The sequence below is a fragment of the Streptomyces sp. NPDC056527 genome, from assembly GCF_042794475.1.
In the GTDB taxonomy this organism is placed as follows: Bacteria; Actinomycetota; Actinomycetes; order Streptomycetales; family Streptomycetaceae; genus Streptomyces.
The window spans coordinates 1-18,820 of sequence record NZ_JBHTTQ010000036.1 but is presented as its reverse complement, the minus strand read 5'-3'; the positions used below and the strand labels follow the sequence as shown (position 1 = coordinate 18,820).

The following is an 18,820-nucleotide window of genomic DNA, read 5'->3' as shown; positions in this document are numbered from 1 at the left end:
CGGGAGGCCCGCAGGGCCGGAGCGTCACGGCTGCCCGGAATGAGAACGCGCGAGACGCGCCGAAGGTGCCGCAGGGTCCGAAAAGTGTTCGCTTCGCGACGCTCCGCTCACCAGAATTCCGTCATGGAGCCGAAGACACTGATCACGGAGCGCCTGACCCTCGGCGGGTTCGCGCCCGGGGACGCCGACGAGGTCCACGCGATCTGCCAGGACCCCGAGATCCAGCGCTGGACGACCGTCCCCTCGCCCTACGGGCGGCAGGACGCCGAGTTCTTCCTGAACCGTGTCGTCCCCGACGGCTGGCGCGACGACACCGAGTACAGCTTCGCCGTACGGCCCCGCGAGGGCGGCCCGGTACTCGCCGCCGTCGCGCTGCACCATCCGCGCTCGGGCACGTGGGAGGTCGGGTTCTGGACGGCCAAGGAGCACCGGGGCCGCGGCTACATGACGGAGGCCGTCCTCGCGCTGGCCGACTGGGCCTTCACGGAGCTCCGCTGCACGCGCCTGGAGTGGCGCGCCGAGGTCGGCAACGCGGGCTCGCGGGCGACCGCCGAGAAGGCCGGTTTCGCGGTCGAGGGCGTGCTGCGCGCCGCGCTGCCGAACAACGGCGTGCTGCGGGACGTCTGGGTCGGCGCGCTGCTGCCGTCCGACCTCGGCCTGCCGTGCGCCCTGCCGTATCCGGCGGCGACTTCCCGGACCCAGGGATGACTGTCAGTGCCGACCCCTAGGCTGCGGATCATGACGACTGCGCCGCCGCCTGTTGCCGAACTGTCCGCGGACGAGGCCCGCCGGATCGCCCTGCGCGCCCAGGGATTCCTGGGCGCGCCCGACCGCCGTGCGGGGGTGCGGGGCGTGCTGCGGCACCTGGGCCAGGTCCAGCTCGACACGATCTCCGTCCTGGCCCGCTCGCACGAGCTGATCCCCTACGCCCGCCTGGGCGCGGTGGGCCGTACGACGGTCGAGGACGCGTACTGGACCGAGGGACACGCCTTCGAGTACTGGTCGCACGCGGCCTGCATCCTGCCGGTCGAGGAGTGGCCGCTCTTCGCCTTCCGGCGCCGTGCCTACCGCTCCCGTCCGCAGTGGCACCACGATCTGCCCGACGGCGCGTACGACGCCGTGATCAAGCAGCTGCGCACGGAGGGCCCGCAGACCGCGACGGAGCTCGGCGGCGCGAAGAACAAGGGCGAGTGGTGGGACTGGTCCGAGTCGAAGATCGCCGTCGAGCGGGCGCTGATGTACGGCGAGGTGGTCTGCACCGAGCGGCGCGGCTGGAAGCGGGTCTACGACCTGGCCGAGCGGGCGATCCCGGACTCCCTGCTCCAGGTCGATCTGGACGACACGGAGTGTCTGCGGCGGCTCGTGCGGCAGGCGGGCGAGGCGCTGGGTGTGGGTACGCGCGCCGACATCGCCGACTACCACCGGATCAAGGGCGAGGCGTTCGACGCGGTGGTGGAGGCTTCCGGGCTCGTGCCGGTGACGGTGGCGGGCTGGGCCAAGCCGGCCTGGGCCGATCCCGCGGCGCTGGCGACGGAGCCGCGCGGCCGGCACCGTACGACGCTGCTGTCGCCGTTCGACTCGCTGATCTGGGAGCGGCCGCGCACGGAGCGGATCTTCGGCTTCACGCACCGCCTGGAGGCGTACGTGCCGAAGCAGAAGCGCGTGCACGGCTACTTCGCCATGCCGCTGCTGGCGGGCGGGAAGCTGCTGGGCCGTGTCGACCCGGCGCGCGAGGGCAGGACGCTGGTGGCCCGGCAGGTGTCGCTGGAGTCCCCCAAGGCGGTCGGCCCGATGGCGCAGGCGCTGCGCGAGGCGGCCGGATGGGTGGGCTGCGACTCCGTACGGATCGAGCGGGCGGACCGCCCGGAGCTGATCGCCCCGCTGACCGCCTCCCTCGCCTGATCCCGCGGGTCCTCCCCGCGTCAGCGGATCTCGAGGATCTTCTCCCGCATCGCGTAGACCACGGCCTCCATCCTGGAGTGCAGCTGGAGCTTCTCCAGGATGTTGCGCACGTGGTTCTTCACCGTGTTCTCGGAGATGAACAACTCCTTGGCGATGTCCCGGTTGTTCATCCCGGTCGCGACGAGCTTGAGGACTTCCAGCTCACGGTCGGTCAGCCGGGGCGCCGGCACCAGCCGGCGCTCGTCCGTGCGCTGGATCATCGACTTGAACTCGGTGAGGAGCTTGGACGCCATCGACGGGCTGATCTGCGACTGGCCGTCGGCCACGGCGCGAATCGCGGTGGCGACCTCGTCGGTGGAGATCTCCTTCAGGAGATAGCCGGTCGCGCCCGCCTTGATCGCATCGTAGAGATCGGCCTCCTCGTCGCTGATCGTCAGCATGATGATCTTCGCGCTGGGGGCCACCTCCTTGATGGAGGTGCAGGCCTCGATACCGCCGCGCTTGGGCATCCGGACATCCATCAGCACGATGTCGGGCAGCAGGTCGGCGGCCTTGTCGACGGCCTCCGCCCCGTCGCCCGCCTCGCCGACGACCTGGATGTCCTCCTCCTGGGCGAGGACGATCTCCAGGCCGCGACGGAAGAGGGCATGGTCGTCCACCACGAGGACCCGGATCGGCTCTTTGCGGGAGTCCCCGCTGTCCGAATCCGATCCCTCGGGGGTGGCCGCGCCATCAGGCTCTCGCCCGCTGTGCACCGGCCCGAAGCTGTCCGCCATCGTTCCTCCCCCTGAAGGCCGTGGCCTGAATTCGTGTTCGGTCCTCCAACCGCTGCTCTCAAAACACCGGTTGGCGTGCACGCCATGATTTCATGCCCGGACGACAGTGCGGTGATCCCGTGGCAACCACGGGGTCGCACGGGGGTGCCCCTGGGGGCGCAAGGGGCGCTCCAGGGGCACCGTGACGGACAGAGCAGAGGTGGCGCTGGGGCTGTGGGTCAGCCGCCGAGGGCACCACCGGCGCCGCCGCCCTCGGCGAGCGGGTCGCTCTCCAGATGGATGACGCCGTAGTCGTATGCGTGCCGCCGGTAGACGACACTCGGCTGCTTGGTGTCGGAGTCGACGAACAGATAGAAGTCGTGACCGACGAGTTCCATCTCGTAGAGCGCCTGGTCGAGGGTCATCGGGGCGGCCCGGTGGGTCTTCTCGCGGACCACCAGCGGGCCTTCGCCCTGCACTTCGATCGAGCCCATCATCGTGGTGGGCACCCCGCCGGTCTCCTCGCCCACCAGCTCGCCGTTTCCGTTGAGCTGTGCGACGCCCGGCACCACGTCGGCGACCTCGGCTGCCGACAGCCTGCCGTTGCCACGGCGGGTGTACCGCTTGTCGTGCTGCTTGCGCAGTCGCGCGTCCAGCTTGTCGCTGGCGAGGTCGAGCGCTGCGTACGGGTCGCCTGCTGCCGCTTCTGCCCGGATCACCGGGCCTCGGGAGTGGAGGGTGATCTCTACACGGTCGGACCTGTCGGCCTGCCGCGGGTTGTGCTCCTTGGACACCTCGACGTCGAGGCTGATCACCTTGCCGTCGAGCTTCTGGATTCTCTCCAGCTTCAGCTTCTCGGCCACGTGCTTGCGGAACCGCTCGGGCACCTCGGTCTTGCGGCCCTTGACGACGATGTCCACGCAGAACTCCGTTCCCGGATCGCTCGGAACGGCTCCTTGGCCGTCGAGCTTCTCCCTTTGCACCAGACTCCGGTGAATGCCGGAGCCTCGGACTTGGCGACTTTCACCTCCTCCTCCCCAGTCGGCAAGATCCCCACCCCACCGACCCGAGGTTAATTCGCCCTGAACTCCTGTCCTGTAGGCGCACCCGTGCATTCGCTGAGGCGTAGCATTCGCCACTCCTCACAACCGAACATAGCTCGTTCGGACGGGTGTCGGCACCCGCTACCGCCACATACCTCCGTTCGGGTGTTGTCACCTCTCACCACCTGCAACGATGCAAGTTCTCCGTCAGTTCCGGTTTATCTCGAACGACGACGGAGAACATGCGACTACCGCCGCCGGGGCGTGTACGAATCCTCTTTCCGGCGTGCCGCTTTCCGCCGTGCCTTCACTCCGTGCCCGAATGAACGGCAGGTGTACGGCACTCAGTGCCCGCGCCGCCTCCGTCAACGAGGCGCCCGTGGTCATCAGATCGTCGACCAGCACCACACGCCCGCCCTCCATGAGCCGCGCGCCTCCGGCCACGACCTCCAGCGCCCCGGCCAGATTGGCGAACCGTCCGCGGGCACCGAGCCCCGACTGGTCCGCCACGGCGCGGCGCTGGCGCAGCACCGGAATCACCCGAGCAGCCCGCCCCCGACTGCGCAGGCGGCCCGCCGCGGCGAGCGCGATGCGCCGGGTCGGATCGTGGCCACGCGCCCGCACCGAGCGACGTGACGAGGGCACCGGTACAAGGAGCAGGGGGCCGGTCCCCGAGGCGTCACCGCGCCCGGCAGCAGCCTCCACGGCGCCCGCGAGCGCCGACCCGAGGGGTCCGGCGAGAGAGAGCGCGCCGCGCTCCTTGTGGGCGAGAAGGACCGAACGCACTGCGTCGGCGTACGGCGCCGAGGCATGGACGACCGGCAGCCCGGCCGGCTCGGGAACGGGCCGTACCCGGCGCGGGCCGGGGCCTGCCAGCTCCTCCCGGCACCGCGGGCACAACTCCGTACGGGGCCTGCCGCAGCCTCCGCAGGCGACCGGCAGCACCAGTCCGGCGATCTCGCGCCACCACCCCCGCATGGCTCCACTGTCCTCCTGCCGGACCCGGGCGGCCACCCCTGTGGACAACGGGCCGGCGGCTGGCGGGCGCGGGCCGGGAACGGGCCTTCCCGGGCGAGCGGCGGCCGGGAGCCTGCGTTCGGCTACCCCGGATAGACCGGCCCGGAGCCGGCGACCTTGACCATCCGCTGCCAGTTCGCACCCGGCATCAGCCGCACGATGCCGTCGTTGCCCGAGTCGGCGACCACCGGAGCGCGCTCGTCGTTCGGCGCGGCGACGGCCGTCACCCCGTTCAGGCCGGGCAGCACCGAAGCCGTGGAGGTCGCCCCGTCCGTCTGGATGTAGCGGATCTGCTGGACGCCCCCCGCCTCCTTGCCGACCACGACGAGCCTGCTCGGACCGGCCCAGGACACGGCCGTGACGTTCTCCATGCGCGGCGCGACGGGCTGCAGATCGACGACCGACACCGTCTGCTGCGCCCCGCTGCCCTCCCGCTCCACCCGGCCGATCTTCAGGGTGGTGCGGCCTTCCTTCTCCTTGACCAGCAGCGCGATCCGCACGCCGTCCGCGGAGACCCGCAGCGACTCGACGCGGCCCCCGTCCGCGAGCCAGGGCGCTCGCACCTCGACGGGTTCCCCGGCGCCGCCCGGGACCATCCACAGGCGCGGCTTCACCGGGTCGCGGTCCGCGACCCACAGATCGCCCCGGCCGTCCCAGCTCGGCGCGGACAACCGGTCCTCGGGCCGGGCCGCACCGCTCGACACCAGCGCGGGAGGCAGCTCGTCGTCGGAGAGGATCGACGCCACGCGCAGCTCCCGTCCGTCCTTGCCGACACCGGCCGCCCGGCTCTCCTCACGGTCCACCGCGACCGACCGCAGCGGCATCGCACCCTTGCCGAAGGGCCCGAGCGTCGCGTCCGCCTCCGCGTCCTCCTTGCCGCCGACGGGCAGCGTCTTCACCATGCCGTGCTCGTCGACGAAGAACGGGTTCTCCGCCCGGCCCGAGTCGTGCACCGGGGCGAACTCCTCCGCCTGCGCCTTCGACAGCACGCACAGCCGCCCGCCGTCCGAGCCCCGCTGGAGCTCCACCTGCTCGACCCGTACGGACGTCAGATCGCCCAGCGTGAAGAGCAACTGAGCCGCCATCCGCCGGCACACCTCCCCGCCCACCCGATCGGCCTTGGCGTTGAGCGGCACCTTCAGCGTGGACTGGTCGTCCGTCGTGAGCGAGGTGACGCCCTCCTTCAGCTCCGTACCGGAGGGAAAGCGCGAATCCACCGCCGGCTTCAGCCAGTTCGTCGGGCCCTCGAGCAGCGCCTTGACGGTCTGGGTCACCGGATCCATCCGGGTCACCGGGTCCTGCCGCTGCCGGATGTACACCGGGTCGGCGACGACCCACTCCTGCCCGGAGGCGAAGTAGTACTTGTTGACGGAGCGGTAGTTGCGCTGGAAGTCGGCCTCGCTGAGCACAAGCCCCGACGGCAGGTGGTCGATGCGCCACTCCTTGCCCTTGCCGTCCGCGGAGGGCTGCTGCACCACGTGGATGAAGTCCTTGTACTCGGCAGGGCTCATCGGCTGGTACGCATGCCTGGCGTCCACCGTGGCGATCTGCCGGCCGCGGATCGGATACGACCGCCCCTGGCTCTCCGGGTCCGCGATCCGGTCGGCCTGCTCACGGTCCGGCGCCGTGGTGAGCACGGTGATGCTCTGCCCGGGCTTCCAGGTCCGCGCCGCATCCTTCGTCAGATACTTCCGCGCCGTGGCGAAACCGGGGTCGTCACTGGTCATCGCCTCCAGGAAGCCGTCGACGATCTCGTCGGGCTCCGCGTTCTCCCGCGGCTGCACGGCGTACACCCGGACCTGCGAGTCGCCCGGATTGGACGCCTTCACACTCCGTACGTCCCCGCTGTCGGGCATCGTCGCGCAACCGGTCGCCAGCACGCCGCCGCAGGCGAACAGCACACCTGCCCGCACGGCGCCGGACGACCGCTGCCCTCGAGAGTCAGCGCTCACCTGTTCCGTCCTCCCCCTCGGCGTTCGCCGACGCCATCGCCTCACCGCTGTCGACCTCGGCCGACGCCCGCGCGACCACCCGCGCACCATTGCCCGGCAGCGCCGTCGGATCCACCGTGGCCCGCGGCACCGTCGGCAGCCGCGGCGGCACGGGCAGCGCCGGACGGTCGCCCGCATGCTGCACCGGCACGGTCACCCGGCGTGCCCCGCTCTCCTGCCCCCGCTCGGCGGCCGCCGCCTGCTCACGATTGCGCCGCGAGTCCTCCGGCTCCAGCGGGATCGGGGATCCGCGCAGCGGCTCGTCCGCCGTCCTCGGCAGGGTGAGCCGGAACTGCGAGCCCCCGCCGGGCTCGCCCCACGCCTGGAGCCAGCCGCCGTGCAGCCGCGCGTCCTCCACCGCGATCGACAGGCCCAGGCCCGTACCACCGGTGGTACGCGCGCGTGCCGGGTCCGCCCGCCAGAACCGGTTGAAGACCCGGGTCGCCTCGCCCGGCTTGAGCCCCACGCCGTAGTCCCGTACGGCGACGGCGACGGCGCCGCCCGCGGCGGCCAGCCGGACGATCACGTCGCGGCCCTCGCCGTGCTCGACGGCGTTGACGACGAGATTGCGCAGCACCCGCTCGACCCGGCGGGCGTCCGCCTCGGCCACGACCGGCTGCTCGTCTCCGACGACCACGATCCGGCCGCCCTTGCGCTCGGCGAGCGGCTCCGCGCCGCCGATGACCCGCCGGACGACCTGGCGCAGGTCTATCGGCTCGGCCTCCAGCGCCGCGGCTCCCGCGTCGAAACGGCTGATCTCCAGCAGATCGGCGAGCAGCGACTCGAATCGGTCGAGCTGGTCGCCGAGCAGCTCGGCGGAGCGCGCGGTGACCGGGTCGAAGTCGACCCGGGCCTCGTGGATGACGTCCGCCGCCATCCGTACCGTCGTCAGCGGCGTACGCAGCTCGTGCGACACGTCCGAGACGAACCGCCGCTGCATCCGCGAGAGCTCCTCCAGCTGCTGGATCTTCAGCTGCAGGTTCTGCGCCATCTTGTTGAAGGCCTCACCGAGCCGGGCGATGTCGTCCTCGCCGGTGACCTTCATCCGCTCCTGGAGACGGCCGGCGGAGAGCCGCTCGGCGATCCCCGCCGCCATCCGCACGGGTGTGACGACCTGGCGCACGACCAGCCACGCGATGGCGCCGAGCAGCACCACCACGAACAGCCCCGCGGTCGCCAGCGTGCCCTTCACCAGGCCGAGGGAGTCCTCCTCGTGCGTCAGCGGGAAGAGGTAGTACAGCTCGTACTGGGTGCCCTCGGCGTCGTTGAGCCGCTTGCCGACGACGAGCCCGGCCTCGGAGTCCTTGCCGTTGGTGTAGTGGATCCGCGTGTACGTCTGGAAGGTGCCCGAGCCCTGGCCCACGGAGTGCCGCAGGTCGTCGGGGATGCTCGTGGCCGGATCGACCTCGCCGGAGGCACGGGCGCCGCGGCTCGCGGGCCCGTCCGAGTCCTCCAGGGACAGCGCGACCACGTTGAACGCGCTCTGGCCACCACTGGCCAGCTGCTCCACCAGCGTGGAACGCCAGGTCAGCGAGGCACCGGCGCGGCCGCCGTCCTGCCCACCGGGCACGTAGGGCGTCGTCGCCGCCTTGTCCTGGGCGGCCGAGAAACCGCCCGCGGCCTGACTCTGGGCGGCCTGCTCCTTGGCATCACGCAGACCGTTGCGGACCTGGCCTATGACGACCAGGCCGAGCAGCAGCACCACACCGAGTGACATCAGCAGGGTGCCCGCGACGACCCGCAGCTGGAGGTTGCGCCGCCACAGCCGTACGGCGGGCAGCAACGGACGGCGCACCCAGCGTGCGAAGAGCCGGAGCACCGGTCCACCCGGCGCCCCGTCCTGGAGCAGTCGTCCACCACGGAGCAGACGGCCGAATCGCGAGCCCCCCCGCCTCGGTCCGGCAGTCCGCCCCGACCGGACTCCCGGCTCGCCGGGCTTCGGAGCAGTACTGCCTATGCTCATGTCAGCTCGGCCCCGCCTTGTATCCGACACCACGGACGGTGACCACGATCTCCGGGCGCTCCGGGTCCTTCTCGACCTTCGAGCGCAGCCGCTGGACGTGCACGTTCACGAGCCGGGTGTCGGCCGCGTGCCGGTAGCCCCAGACCTGCTCCAGCAGGACCTCGCGGGTGAACACCTGCCACGGCTTACGGGCCAGCGCGACGAGCAGATCGAACTCGAGCGGCGTCAGGGCGATGGACTGCCCGTCCCGCTTCACCGAGTGACCGGCCACGTCGATGACCAGATCGCCGATGGCGAGCTGCTCCGGCGCGGGCTCCTCCGACCTCCGCAGCCGCGCCCGGATACGGGCGACGAGCTCCTTCGGCTTGAACGGCTTGACGATGTAGTCGTCGGCCCCGGACTCGAGCCCCACCACCACGTCGACCGTGTCGCTCTTGGCCGTGAGCATGACGATGGGCACGCCGGACTCCGCCCTGATGAGCCGGCACACCTCGATGCCGTCCCTGCCGGGCAGCATGAGGTCCAGCAACACCAGGTCCGGTTTGGCCTCACGAAATGCGGCAAGCGCCTTGTCGCCGTCCGCTACGAACGACGGCTCGAACCCTTCACCCCGCAGCACGATGCCGAGCATCTCGGCCAGTGCGGTGTCGTCGTCGACGACAAGAACGCGTCCCTTCATATCGACATCATCCCATTTCCGTATCAGTCTCTAGGCGGCTGGTGAGATACCTCACTGACCTGCGGTGACGTCCGTGATTGCGCGCCGTTAGCCGCCGGTGTCTGTGGGTGTCGATGTCAGACATGGATGTCACGCCCGTGGCCCCCGATGTGGTCGCCCAAAACCGTACCTTGCGCGGCGGACTCCAGCCCATGCCCCAGGACGAGAAGAAGTGAGCGGCTCTGTCCGCGGCCTCCCCCGCTCCAAGATGCGGAGAACCGGGAACGGCGGCAAGCATGGAGGGGGGCCCACCCTGGTCTCCCGGCGGGAGAGGCCATGAACGACTACCCTCCGATCGCGGATCACGGGCTGGTGGGCGACCTGCAGACTGCGGCGCTGGTGGCCTCCGACGGGACGGTGGACTGGTGGTGCACGCCCCGGTTCGACTCGCCCAGCCTGTTCGCGTCGCTGCTCGACAGCGATCGGGGCGGCCACTGCCGTCTCGCCGCCGATCTCGGCGAGCGGACCACGGTGCGCCAGCTGTACCTGCCCGACACGCCCGTTCTCATCACCCGCTTCATGGCCCCGCAGGGCGTCGGAGAAGTCATCGACTTCATGGAGCCCATCGCCGCGCGTGTCCCCGCCGACAGGCACCGGCTCATCCGTATCGCCAGGGTGGTCCGCGGCAGCCTTCCCTTCGAGCTGGTGTGCCGGCCCCGCTTCGACTACGGCCGGGCGGCACACACCCTCAGCCGTCTCGATGACGGCAGCGTCGTCTTCCACGGCCCGGACACCGATCTGCACGTACAGGCGGCCGGGCCGATGTCGCTCCACGCCGACGGCGTCGACGTCACCGCCCGCTTCACCTTGAACGCCGGGCAGAGCGCCGCGGTGATCCTCACCAGCGAGACCGGCGAGCCGGGCTCGCGCAGTGAGTACCCCGGCGGGACGCTGCCGACCGAGGAAGGGGTGACGGCGACGCTCGACGCCTGCCGTGACTTCTGGCTCAGGTGGCTGCGGTCCTGCCGCTACAGGGGCCGCTGGCACGAGATGGTCATCCGTTCCGCGATCACCCTCAAGCTGCTCACCTACGCACCGACCGGTGCTCCGATAGCGGCAGCCACCATGGGCCTGCCCGAGGAGATCGGTGGTGAACGCAACTGGGACTACCGCTATACCTGGGTACGGGACGCGTCCTTGTCCGTGCGCGCTCTGATCGACCTCGGTTTCACCACCGAGGCAGAGGCGTTCCGCCGGTGGATGCGCGAGCGACTGGAGGCCGGGGGCACCGCTTCGGGCGAGCCCTTGCAGATCATGTACCGCGTGGACGGCGAGCCTCACCTGACCGAGGAGGTCCTCGACCACCTCGAGGGCTACCGGCGCTCGGCCCCGGTCCGGGCCGGCAACGCGGCGGCCGACCAGATCCAGCTCGACATCTACGGCGAGGCGGCCTACGCGCTCGGCCAGGCGGACGACATCGGAGGACTCCGTGGCTGGCGTGTGTTCGCCGGGCTCATCGACTGGCTGTGCGACAACTGGGACCGCCCGGACGAGGGCATCTGGGAGACCCGCGGCGGGCGCCAGAACTTCACCTTCAGCCGCCTGATGACCTGGGTCGCCCTCGACCGCGCCATCCGGCTCGCCACCACCCACTCCCGCCCCGCCGACCTCCGTCGCTGGCACGACGTCCGCGACACCGTGCTCCAGCAGATCACCGAACGGGGCTGGAGCGACGAACGTGCGGCCTTCGTCCAGCACTACGACACCGACGTCCTCGACGCCTCGCTGCTCCTGATGCCCCGCGTCGGCTTCGTGTCCCCCACCGACCCCGACTGGATCAGCACCCTCGACGCCATGGGGGAGGAACTCGTCAGCGACAGCCTCGTCTACCGCTACGACCCGGCGGCCTCGCCCGACGGACTGCGAGGCTCCGAGGGCACCTTCAGTCTGTGCAGCTTCCTCTACGTCGAGGCCCTCGCCCGTTCCGGCCGCGTCCACCAGGCGCGTTACGCCTTCGACAAGATGCTCACCTACGCCAACCACGTCGGCCTGTTCGCCGAGGAGATCGGCCCCTCGGGAGAGCAACTCGGCAACTTCCCGCAGGCCTTCACTCATCTCGCGCTCGTCGCCGCGGCCCTCGCGCTCGACGAGGAGCTCGACCGCGCCGACCGGTCGGACGCCTGAGCCGCCCGCCCCCGAGAGAGGCCAGGTCCCGTGACCGAAGACGCCGCCGCCCACGGGCATGCCCGCCCCGCCCGGGCCGGCACACGGATGCTGGCGCCGCTCGCGCTCGCACAGTTCATCTGCAGCTTCGCGGGCTCCAACATGAACGTGATGATCAACGACATCAGCCACGACCTGAACACCACCGTTCAGGGCGTGCAGGTCGCGATCACCGTGTTCCTCCTGGTCATGGCCGCCCTGATGATCCCCGGCGGCAAGGCGACCGACCGCTTCGGCCGGAAACGCTGCTTCCTCGTCGGCCTCGTCGTCTACGGCATCGGCGCGATCCTCAGCGCCGTCGCCCCCGGACTCGGTGTGCTGATCCTGGGCAACTCCATCTTCGAAGGCGTCGGTACAGCCCTGCTCATCCCGCCGGTCTACATCCTCACCACGCTGCTGTACACCGACCTCACGTCCCGAGCCCGTGCGTTCGGCGTCATCATGGCCGCCGGCGGCGTGGGAGCGGCCGCAGGGCCGTTGATCGGCGGGCTCATCACCTCCGCGATCAGCTGGCGCGCGGCATTCGTCTTCCAAGCCCTCGTGATCGCGCTGATCATCGCGCTGAGTCGCACGATCGAAGACCCCCTGCCGGCCGATCCCGACCGCCGCTTCGACGTCCGAGGCGCCGTCCTGTCCGCGGGCGGGCTGGTCCTGGTCGTCATGGGCATCCTGGCCGCCGACGACAACCTGGGCCTGATGCTCGGCCTGCTCGTCGCCGGCCTTCTCGTACTGGCGTGGTTCGTGCACTGGATCCGCAGCGAGGAGCGCGCCGGAAGAGAGCCGCTGCTGTCCACCGGCCTCTTCCGTGACCGCACATCCAACCTCGGCCTGGTCACCCAGAACGCCCAATGGCTGCTGCTCATGGGCACCTCGTTCACCGTCGCCACCTACCTCCAGGTCGTACGCGGCTACGACGCCATCGAGACGGGCGTCATCTTCACCGCGGCCACCCTCGGAGTGCTGGCCTCTTCACTCGCCGCGGAACGCCTCGCCAGACGTGTTCCGCAACGGACACTGATCATCGCCGGGTTCGCCCTCGCCATCGTCGGCATCGGCATCCTGATCGCCCTGGTCGCCGGCAACCCGAGCCCGTGGGCGTTCGCCCCTGGCCTGCTGCTGATCGGCCTGGGGCTCGGCGTCATGCTCACCCCGTCCGTGAACGTGGTCCAATCCGCCTTCCCAGAAGATCAACAAGGAGAGATCTCCGGCTTGTCCCGGAGCGTCTCCAACCTCGGCTCCACCTTCGGCACCGCCATCGCCGGCACCATCCTCGTCGCCAACCTGACCCAGAACGCCTACGCCGCCGCCATGGCCACCCTCGCGTTCGGCGCCCTCGCCGGTCTCGTCACCGCCACACGCCTCCCCCGCACCGCCACCACCGGGGCGGCCCCGGCCGACCCCCCGCCTCAGCCACCTGGTGCCCGTTAGCCGCGGAGCGCCCGCCCACACACCGGAGGCGGACAGACCTCCCGGTCACCGCCGCTGCGGTTTGTGCGCACTGATCAGGCATCCGCCCCGTCTGCCCCCCTTGAGCACCCGCGATGAAGACGAGAATGGGAAGACCGGCCCCCGCCCACCGGCGGGCCCCTCGTGGCACGATGGCTCACGGCCCGCCGCCCGGACAGGCGATCGGCCACTGAGACCGTGCCGACTCGCCGAGCCGGCCCCGCGACCATTCCTCGAGGTGGACGACCGTGAACGACACTCCGGGCTGGACCTCGCCCGGATCTGCTCCCTCCGACGGCCAGGACGGTACCGGGGTTCCCCGGCCCGCGACGCCCGGTGACGCGAACGGCTCCGCCCCCCAGTGGTCCAAGGAACAACCGCCCGCCGGACAGTGGTCCCCGCCGACCGCTCCCGTGCCCGGCCAGGCCCCCGCACCTCAGCCCGGCCAGGGCTGGGGCGGTCCGCCGCAGCACGGGAACTGGGGCAAGCCGCCGGCCGCCAAGCCCGGTGTGATCCCGCTGCGCCCCCTGGGCATGGGCGAGATCCTCGACGGCGCCGTGTCGACGATGCGCACCTACTGGCGCACGGTCCTGACCATCACCGTCACCGTCGCCGTGATCTCGCAGGTCGCCGACATCCTCGTCCAGCGGTTCCTGGTCCCGACAGCGCCCGCGATCGACCCGAACGCCTCCCCCGACGAGGCCATGGCACAGCTCGGCGACTCCCTGCAGACGTCGCTGGTCGGTTCGATCCCCGCGATCCTCATCCTTCTGATGGCGACGCTGGTGAGCGCCGCACTCCTCACCGTGGTGATCAGCCGCGCCGTCCTCGGCCGCCCGGTCTCGATCGGTGCCGCCTGGCAGGAGGCCCGCCCGCGTCTGCTCCAGCTGCTCGGGCTGACCCTGCTGCTCCCGGTGATCAGCGCGGCGATCATCTTCGGCGCCATGCTGCCCGGAATCCTGCTCGGCGACGTGACCGACGGCGCGCTCGTCGTCCTCGGCGCCCTCGTCGGCGTGGTCGTCGTCGTCTGGCTGATGATCCGCTTCAGCCTGGCCTCGCCTGCCCTGATGCTGGAACGACAGGGCGTCATCCAGTCGATGAAGCGCTCCGCCAAGCTCGTCCAGGGCGCCTGGTGGCGCATCTTCGGCATCACCCTGCTGACGCAGCTCCTGCTCCTCATCGTGGGGATGATCATCACCGTCCCCTTCGCCATCCTCGCGATCGTCGTCGACGGCGAGGGCTTCAGCGGCCTGGCCTCGGGCTCCACCCCCGAGTTCGGCTGGTCGTTCCTGATCATCACGGGCATCGGCGGCGTCATCACCAGCGCGATCACCTACCCGATCTCCGCCGGTGTCACCGTCCTCCTCTACGTGGACCAGCGCATCCGCCGCGAGGCTCTGGACCTCGAACTCGCCCGGGCCGCAGGCCTCCCCGGCTACGGCCCCGCACCCGGCGAAAACGCCACCGGGAGCTGACGGGGTGCACAACACGGGGGGCATGATCACGGCGCGGCTGCCGATCCGGGACGCCGACGACGTACCACTGGACATCCCCCGCGTCCCCGCCCGAGAGGCGGCGGAGCGGGAACTGTCCAAGCCGATGTACCACGAGAACGACCCCAGCCTGCTCGAACGCGGCCTCGACCGCTTCTGGGAGTGGGTCGACGACCTCTTCAGCTCGGCTTCCGGGGCAACCCCCGGTGGCCTGCTGGGACTTCTCGCGATCGTCGTGGTCGTGCTCGCCCTGGTCGCCGCCCTCTGGTGGCGGCTCGGCACCCCCCAGCGGACGCCCTCCACGGGGGACTCCCTCTTCGAAGACGGCCCCCGCACCGCCGGGCAACACCGGGCCGCCGCCGCCCGGCATGCCTCCGCCGGCCGCTGGAACCAGGCGGTCCAGGAGCGGATGCGGGCCATCGTCCGCTCCCTGGAGGAACGCACCCTTCTCGACCCGCGACCCGGCCGCACCGCCGACGAGGCCGCCGCCGAGGCGGGCCGCTCCCTGCCCTCCCACACGGACGAACTCCGTGCCGCCGCACGCTCCTTCGACGACGTCACATACGGCGGCCGCACGGCCGACGAGCCCGCATACCGCCGCATCGAGGAACTGGACGTCTCCCTGGAGCGGACCAAGCCCGTCCTCGACACCGCGGCCACGGGAGCGCCCGCATGAGCCGGCCGCGCACCAGCGCCACCTCGGCCTCCCTCTCCGCCCGCCAGATCTGGACCCGGACCCGGGGAGCACTCCTCGTGCTCGCCCTGATCCTGATCGGCGGCATCGTCCTGGCGACCGTGCAGTCCTCCGACCACCACGGCCACCTCGACCCCCGCTCCGCCGACCCCAACGGCAGCCGAGCCATCGCCGAGATCCTCAAGGCCCAGGGCGTCAGCATCCAGGTGGTCACCACCCTCGACGAGGTCACCGCCGCCACCGAAGCCGACAGCACCCTCCTCGTCACCACCCCGGACCTGCTGACCGACCACCAGCAGTCCGTGCTGCGGCACACCATGACGGAGTCTCAGGGCCGCACCGTCCTCGTCGGCGCGGGCCATCCCTCCCTCGGCACCCTTGCCCCCGGCGTCACCGTCGCCCCCAGCACCTCGGTGACCACGCGTGAGCCCCAGTGCTCCCTGCCCGCCGCCGTCCGCGCCGGCAGCGTCGACATCGGCGGCGAGCGGTACACCACCGGGATCGACACGGCCGACTCCTGCTACCTCGGCGACGGGATGGCAACCCTGCTCAGGTTCCCGACCTCCCGCGGCGACACCGTGCTCCTCGGCTCCGCCGACTTCCTCGCCAACGAACGACTCGACAAGCAGGGCAACGCCTCTCTCGCCCTGCAACTCCTCGGCTCCCGCAGCCATCTCGTCTGGTACCTCCCCTCCCTCTCCGACACTTCCGCCGAGGACGACCCCGAGGGCGAGTCCCCCGACAGCGCCGCCGACAGCTTCCTCTCGCTCATCCCCTCGGGCTGGCTCTGGGGCACCCTCCAACTCGCCGTCGCCGCCGCCCTCGCCGCCATCTGGCGAGCCCGACGCCTCGGCCCCCTCGTGACCGAACGGCTCCCCGTCGCCATCCGGGCATCCGAGGCCACCGAGGGCCGCGCCCGCCTCTACCGCAAGGGCAACGCACGCGACCGCGCGGCCGTCCTCCTGCGCACCGCGACCCGCGCCCGGATCGCCCCGCTCCTCGGTGTCGCCACCCAGGACGCCCACTCACCCGAGACCCTGCTCCCCGCGATCTCCGCACGACTCACCGAGACCGCGGCAGACTCTCGGGACCTTCTCTTCGGCCCGGCTCCCGCCGACGACGCCGCTCTCATCCGCCTGGCAGACCAACTCGACGCCCTCGAAAGAGAGGTACGCACCTCATGAGCGCCCCGACCCCCGAGACCGCCACGACCTCGGACAGCGCCCGCGCCTCCCTGGAGGCCCTGCGCACCGAGATCGCGAAGGCGGTGGTCGGCCAGGACCCCGCCGTCACCGGACTCGTCGTCGCCCTGCTCTGCCGGGGCCACGTCCTCCTCGAAGGAGTCCCCGGCGTCGCCAAGACGCTGCTCGTCCGCGCGCTCGCGGCCACGCTCGAACTGGACACCAAGCGCGTCCAGTTCACCCCCGACCTGATGCCGAGCGATGTCACCGGTTCACTGGTCTACGACGCCCGTACCGCGGAGTTCTCCTTCCAGCCCGGTCCTGTCTTCACCAACCTGCTGCTCGCCGACGAGATCAACCGCACGCCTCCGAAGACGCAGTCCTCGCTCCTGGAGGCGATGGAGGAGCGTCAGGTCACCGTCGACGGCACGCCCCGTCCGCTGCCCGACCCGTTCATGGTCGCCGCGACGCAGAACCCGGTCGAGTACGAGGGCACCTACCCCCTCCCCGAGGCCCAGCTCGACCGCTTCCTGCTGAAGCTCACCGTCCCGCTGCCCTCTCGCGAGGACGAGATCAACGTCCTGACCCGGCACGCGAACGGCTTCAACCCCCGCGACCTCCAGGCCGCCGGTATCCGTCCGGTCGCGGGCCCCGCCTCACTCGAGGCCGCCCGCGAAGCCGTCGCCAAGACCTCGGTCTCCCCCGAGATCGCCGGCTATGTCGTCGATATCTGTCGTGCCACGCGTGAATCCCCCTCGCTCACCCTCGGCGTCTCCCCCCGAGGCGCCACCGCCCTGCTCTCCACCGCCCGCGCCTGGGCCTGGCTCACCGGCCGGGACTACGTCACCCCGGACGATGTGAAGGCCCTGGCACTGCCCACTCTCCGCCACCGCATCCAGCTGCGGCCCGAGGCCGAGATGGAGGGCGTCACCGCCGACTCCGTCATCAACTCGATCCTCGCCCACGTCCCCGTACCCCGCTGAGAACGGCGCCCCATGGCCCTCACCGGACGAACCGCACTGCTCGCCGCCCTCGGATCGCTCCCCGTGGGCATCCTCGCCCCCAGTTGGACGGGGATGCTCGCGGTGAACGCGCCCCTCTCACTCGCAATTCTGTGCGACTACGCGATGGCCGCGCCAGTGCGAACGCTGCAGTTCACCCGAAGCGGTGACACAACAGTTCGACTGGGTGACGAGGCGGACGTACAGCTCACGGTCACCAACACCTCGCGACGCCGCCTGCGCGCCCAACTCCGCGACGCCTGGCCGCCCAGCAGCTGGCTGCCCGGCACCGACCAGGCCGCGTCCCGCCAGAAGCTCACCGTGCCCGCCGGCGAACGCCGCAGGATCACCACGGCCCTGCGCCCCACCCGACGCGGTGACCGCCACGCGGAGCGCGTCACCGTCCGTTCCTTCGGCCCCCTGGGCCTGGCCGCCCGGCAGGGCAACCACGACGTCCCCTGGACGGTCCGCGTGCTGCCGCCGTTCAACAGCCGCAAGCACCTGCCCTCACGCCTGGCCCGCCTGCGCGAACTCGACGGCCGCACCAGCGTCCTCACCCGCGGCGAAGGCACCGAGTTCGACAGCCTTCGCGACTACGTCCCCGGTGACGACACCCGCTCCATCGACTGGCGGGCCACGGCCCGCCAGACCACCGTCGCCGTCCGCACATGGCGCCCCGAGCGCGACCGCCACATCCTGATCGTGCTCGACACCGGCCGCACCTCCGCGGGCCGAGTCGGAGACGTCCCGCGCCTCGACGCCTCGATGGACGCCGCTCTGCTCCTCACCGCCCTGGCCTCCCGCGCCGGCGACCGCGTCGACCTCCTGGCCTACGACCGCCGCCTGCGCGCCCAGGTTCAGGGCCGCTCGGCCGCCGACATCCTGCCCGCGGTGGTCAACGCCCTGGCCCCGCTCGAGCCCGAGCTCGTGGAGACCGACGCCCGCTCCCTGGCCGCCACCGCGTTGGCCCGGGCCCCGCGCCGCTCGCTCATCGTCCTGCTCACAAGCCTCGACACCGCCCCGATCGAGGAGGGCCTCCTCCCGGTCCTCCCTCAGCTCACTCAGCGCCACACAGTGCTGGTCGCCTCGGTCGCCGATCCGCACACGTCCGCCATGGCGGCGAAGCGCGGCACGATCGACGGCGTCTACGAGGCCGCTGCCGCCACTCAGGCCCAGGCCCAACGACACCGCACAGCGGACCAGCTCCGTCGCCACGGCGTCACGGTCGTCGACGCGACGCCTGACGATCTCGCCCCCGCACTGGCAGACGCCTACCTCGCACTGAAGGCGGCCGGCCGCCTCTGAATACGACTGTGGGCTCCCCTCGGGGAGCCCACACACGATGCCGACTGGTCCAGAACGCAGAAAAGCCCCGCACCATAAGGTGCGGGGCTTTCCCACAATGATTGTTCGGCGGCGTCCTACTCTCCCACAGGGTCCCCCCTGCAGTACC

At 71.2% G+C, this 18,820-nt stretch carries 15 protein-coding genes; 9 read left to right on the top strand and 6 right to left on the bottom strand.

What is annotated here, in order from left to right; all coding sequences use genetic code 11:
* The first annotated feature begins 123 nt into the window (after nucleotides 1-123).
* Nucleotides 124-708 carry a GNAT family N-acetyltransferase gene (locus ACFQ7Q_RS19010; protein WP_383556337.1) on the top strand — a complete coding sequence of 195 codons (585 nt, stop codon included), beginning with the start codon at nucleotides 124-126 and terminating at the stop codon, nucleotides 706-708.
* 30 nt (nucleotides 709-738) lie between these two features.
* Nucleotides 739-1,902 (top strand): winged helix-turn-helix domain-containing protein, encoded by a 1,164-nt coding sequence (locus ACFQ7Q_RS19005; RefSeq protein ID WP_383556334.1) that lies wholly within the window; start codon nucleotides 739-741, stop codon nucleotides 1,900-1,902.
* Nucleotides 1,903-1,922: 20 nt separating this feature from the next.
* On the opposite strand, the gene ACFQ7Q_RS19000 is transcribed toward ACFQ7Q_RS19005, so the two are convergent.
* The 6 genes from ACFQ7Q_RS19000 to mtrA form a co-directional block, all read right to left on the bottom strand.
* On the bottom strand, nucleotides 1,923-2,678 hold the full coding sequence (locus ACFQ7Q_RS19000) for a response regulator transcription factor (protein ID WP_361862689.1): 756 nt from the start codon (nucleotides 2,676-2,678) through the stop codon (nucleotides 1,923-1,925).
* Between the two features lie 218 nt (nucleotides 2,679-2,896).
* Nucleotides 2,897-3,577, bottom strand: coding sequence for a ribosome hibernation-promoting factor, HPF/YfiA family (gene hpf / locus ACFQ7Q_RS18995; protein ID WP_383556330.1), 681 nt, complete (start codon nucleotides 3,575-3,577; stop codon nucleotides 2,897-2,899).
* A gap of 330 nt (nucleotides 3,578-3,907) precedes the next feature.
* Complete coding sequence (locus ACFQ7Q_RS18990) at nucleotides 3,908-4,678, bottom strand: ComF family protein (protein WP_383556328.1); 771 nt, start codon at nucleotides 4,676-4,678, stop codon at nucleotides 3,908-3,910.
* A 122-nt stretch (nucleotides 4,679-4,800) separates the two neighbouring features.
* Nucleotides 4,801-6,669 (bottom strand): LpqB family beta-propeller domain-containing protein, encoded by a 1,869-nt coding sequence (locus ACFQ7Q_RS18985; RefSeq protein WP_383556325.1) that lies wholly within the window; start codon nucleotides 6,667-6,669, stop codon nucleotides 4,801-4,803.
* Nucleotides 6,659-8,671, bottom strand: coding sequence for an MtrAB system histidine kinase MtrB (mtrB, locus tag ACFQ7Q_RS18980; protein ID WP_383556322.1), 2,013 nt, complete (start codon nucleotides 8,669-8,671; stop codon nucleotides 6,659-6,661). Before mtrB ends, ACFQ7Q_RS18985 begins: the two co-directional genes overlap by 11 nt.
* A gap of 1 nt (nucleotide 8,672) precedes the next feature.
* Nucleotides 8,673-9,350, bottom strand: a complete 678-nt coding sequence (gene mtrA / locus ACFQ7Q_RS18975) for a two-component system response regulator MtrA (RefSeq protein WP_009333493.1) — start codon at nucleotides 9,348-9,350, stop codon at nucleotides 8,673-8,675.
* A gap of 315 nt (nucleotides 9,351-9,665) precedes the next feature.
* Between mtrA and ACFQ7Q_RS18970 the strand changes: the two genes are divergently transcribed.
* The 7 genes from ACFQ7Q_RS18970 to ACFQ7Q_RS18940 all read left to right on the top strand — a co-directional run bounded on the left by ACFQ7Q_RS18970 (nucleotide 9,666) and on the right by ACFQ7Q_RS18940 (nucleotide 18,672).
* Complete coding sequence (locus tag ACFQ7Q_RS18970) at nucleotides 9,666-11,513, top strand: glycoside hydrolase family 15 protein (RefSeq protein WP_383556320.1); 1,848 nt, start codon at nucleotides 9,666-9,668, stop codon at nucleotides 11,511-11,513.
* 87 nt (nucleotides 11,514-11,600) lie between these two features.
* Nucleotides 11,601-12,980, top strand: coding sequence for an MFS transporter (locus ACFQ7Q_RS18965; protein WP_383556426.1), 1,380 nt, complete (start codon nucleotides 11,601-11,603; stop codon nucleotides 12,978-12,980).
* A 266-nt stretch (nucleotides 12,981-13,246) separates the two neighbouring features.
* A complete protein-coding gene (locus ACFQ7Q_RS18960) occupies nucleotides 13,247-14,473 on the top strand; it encodes a hypothetical protein (RefSeq protein ID WP_383556317.1) in 1,227 nt (408 codons plus the stop codon).
* A gap of 22 nt (nucleotides 14,474-14,495) precedes the next feature.
* Entirely contained in the window at nucleotides 14,496-15,167 is a 672-nt protein-coding gene (locus tag ACFQ7Q_RS18955) for a DUF4129 domain-containing protein (RefSeq protein WP_383556423.1), read from the top strand.
* Complete coding sequence (locus ACFQ7Q_RS18950) at nucleotides 15,164-16,369, top strand: DUF4350 domain-containing protein (RefSeq protein ID WP_383556314.1); 1,206 nt, start codon at nucleotides 15,164-15,166, stop codon at nucleotides 16,367-16,369. The genes ACFQ7Q_RS18955 and ACFQ7Q_RS18950 overlap by 4 nt, the downstream gene beginning before the upstream one ends.
* The gene (locus ACFQ7Q_RS18945) at nucleotides 16,366-17,349 is read left to right on the top strand and encodes an AAA family ATPase (RefSeq protein ID WP_383556312.1); all 984 of its coding nucleotides are present in this window, start codon (nucleotides 16,366-16,368) and stop codon (nucleotides 17,347-17,349) included. The genes ACFQ7Q_RS18950 and ACFQ7Q_RS18945 overlap by 4 nt, the downstream gene beginning before the upstream one ends.
* Before the next feature lie 12 nt (nucleotides 17,350-17,361).
* Nucleotides 17,362-18,672: a DUF58 domain-containing protein gene (locus ACFQ7Q_RS18940; RefSeq protein ID WP_383556309.1), complete on the top strand. Its 1,311-nt coding sequence runs from the start codon at nucleotides 17,362-17,364 to the stop codon at nucleotides 18,670-18,672.
* The last annotated feature ends 148 nt before the right edge of the window (nucleotides 18,673-18,820 follow it).

Bases quoted from the DNA above. Each gene is read 5' to 3' on its own strand.
- ACFQ7Q_RS18965 (WP_383556426.1), top strand. From the start codon at position 11,601: ATGCTGGCGCCGCTCGCGCTCGCACAGTTCATCTGCAGCTTCGCGGGC.
- mtrB (WP_383556322.1), bottom strand. From the start codon at position 8,671: ATGAGCATAGGCAGTACTGCTCCGAAGCCCGGCGAGCCGGGAGTCCGG.
- ACFQ7Q_RS18990 (WP_383556328.1), bottom strand. From the start codon at position 4,678: ATGCGGGGGTGGTGGCGCGAGATCGCCGGACTGGTGCTGCCGGTCGCC.
- ACFQ7Q_RS19000 (WP_361862689.1), bottom strand. From the start codon at position 2,678: ATGGCGGACAGCTTCGGGCCGGTGCACAGCGGGCGAGAGCCTGATGGC.
- ACFQ7Q_RS18945 (WP_383556312.1), top strand. From the start codon at position 16,366: ATGAGCGCCCCGACCCCCGAGACCGCCACGACCTCGGACAGCGCCCGC.
- mtrA (WP_009333493.1), bottom strand. From the start codon at position 9,350: ATGAAGGGACGCGTTCTTGTCGTCGACGACGACACCGCACTGGCCGAG.
- ACFQ7Q_RS19010 (WP_383556337.1), top strand. From the start codon at position 124: ATGGAGCCGAAGACACTGATCACGGAGCGCCTGACCCTCGGCGGGTTC.
- ACFQ7Q_RS18970 (WP_383556320.1), top strand. From the start codon at position 9,666: ATGAACGACTACCCTCCGATCGCGGATCACGGGCTGGTGGGCGACCTG.
- ACFQ7Q_RS19005 (WP_383556334.1), top strand. From the start codon at position 739: ATGACGACTGCGCCGCCGCCTGTTGCCGAACTGTCCGCGGACGAGGCC.
- ACFQ7Q_RS18940 (WP_383556309.1), top strand. From the start codon at position 17,362: ATGGCCCTCACCGGACGAACCGCACTGCTCGCCGCCCTCGGATCGCTC.
- ACFQ7Q_RS18955 (WP_383556423.1), top strand. From the start codon at position 14,496: ATGATCACGGCGCGGCTGCCGATCCGGGACGCCGACGACGTACCACTG.
- ACFQ7Q_RS18950 (WP_383556314.1), top strand. From the start codon at position 15,164: ATGAGCCGGCCGCGCACCAGCGCCACCTCGGCCTCCCTCTCCGCCCGC.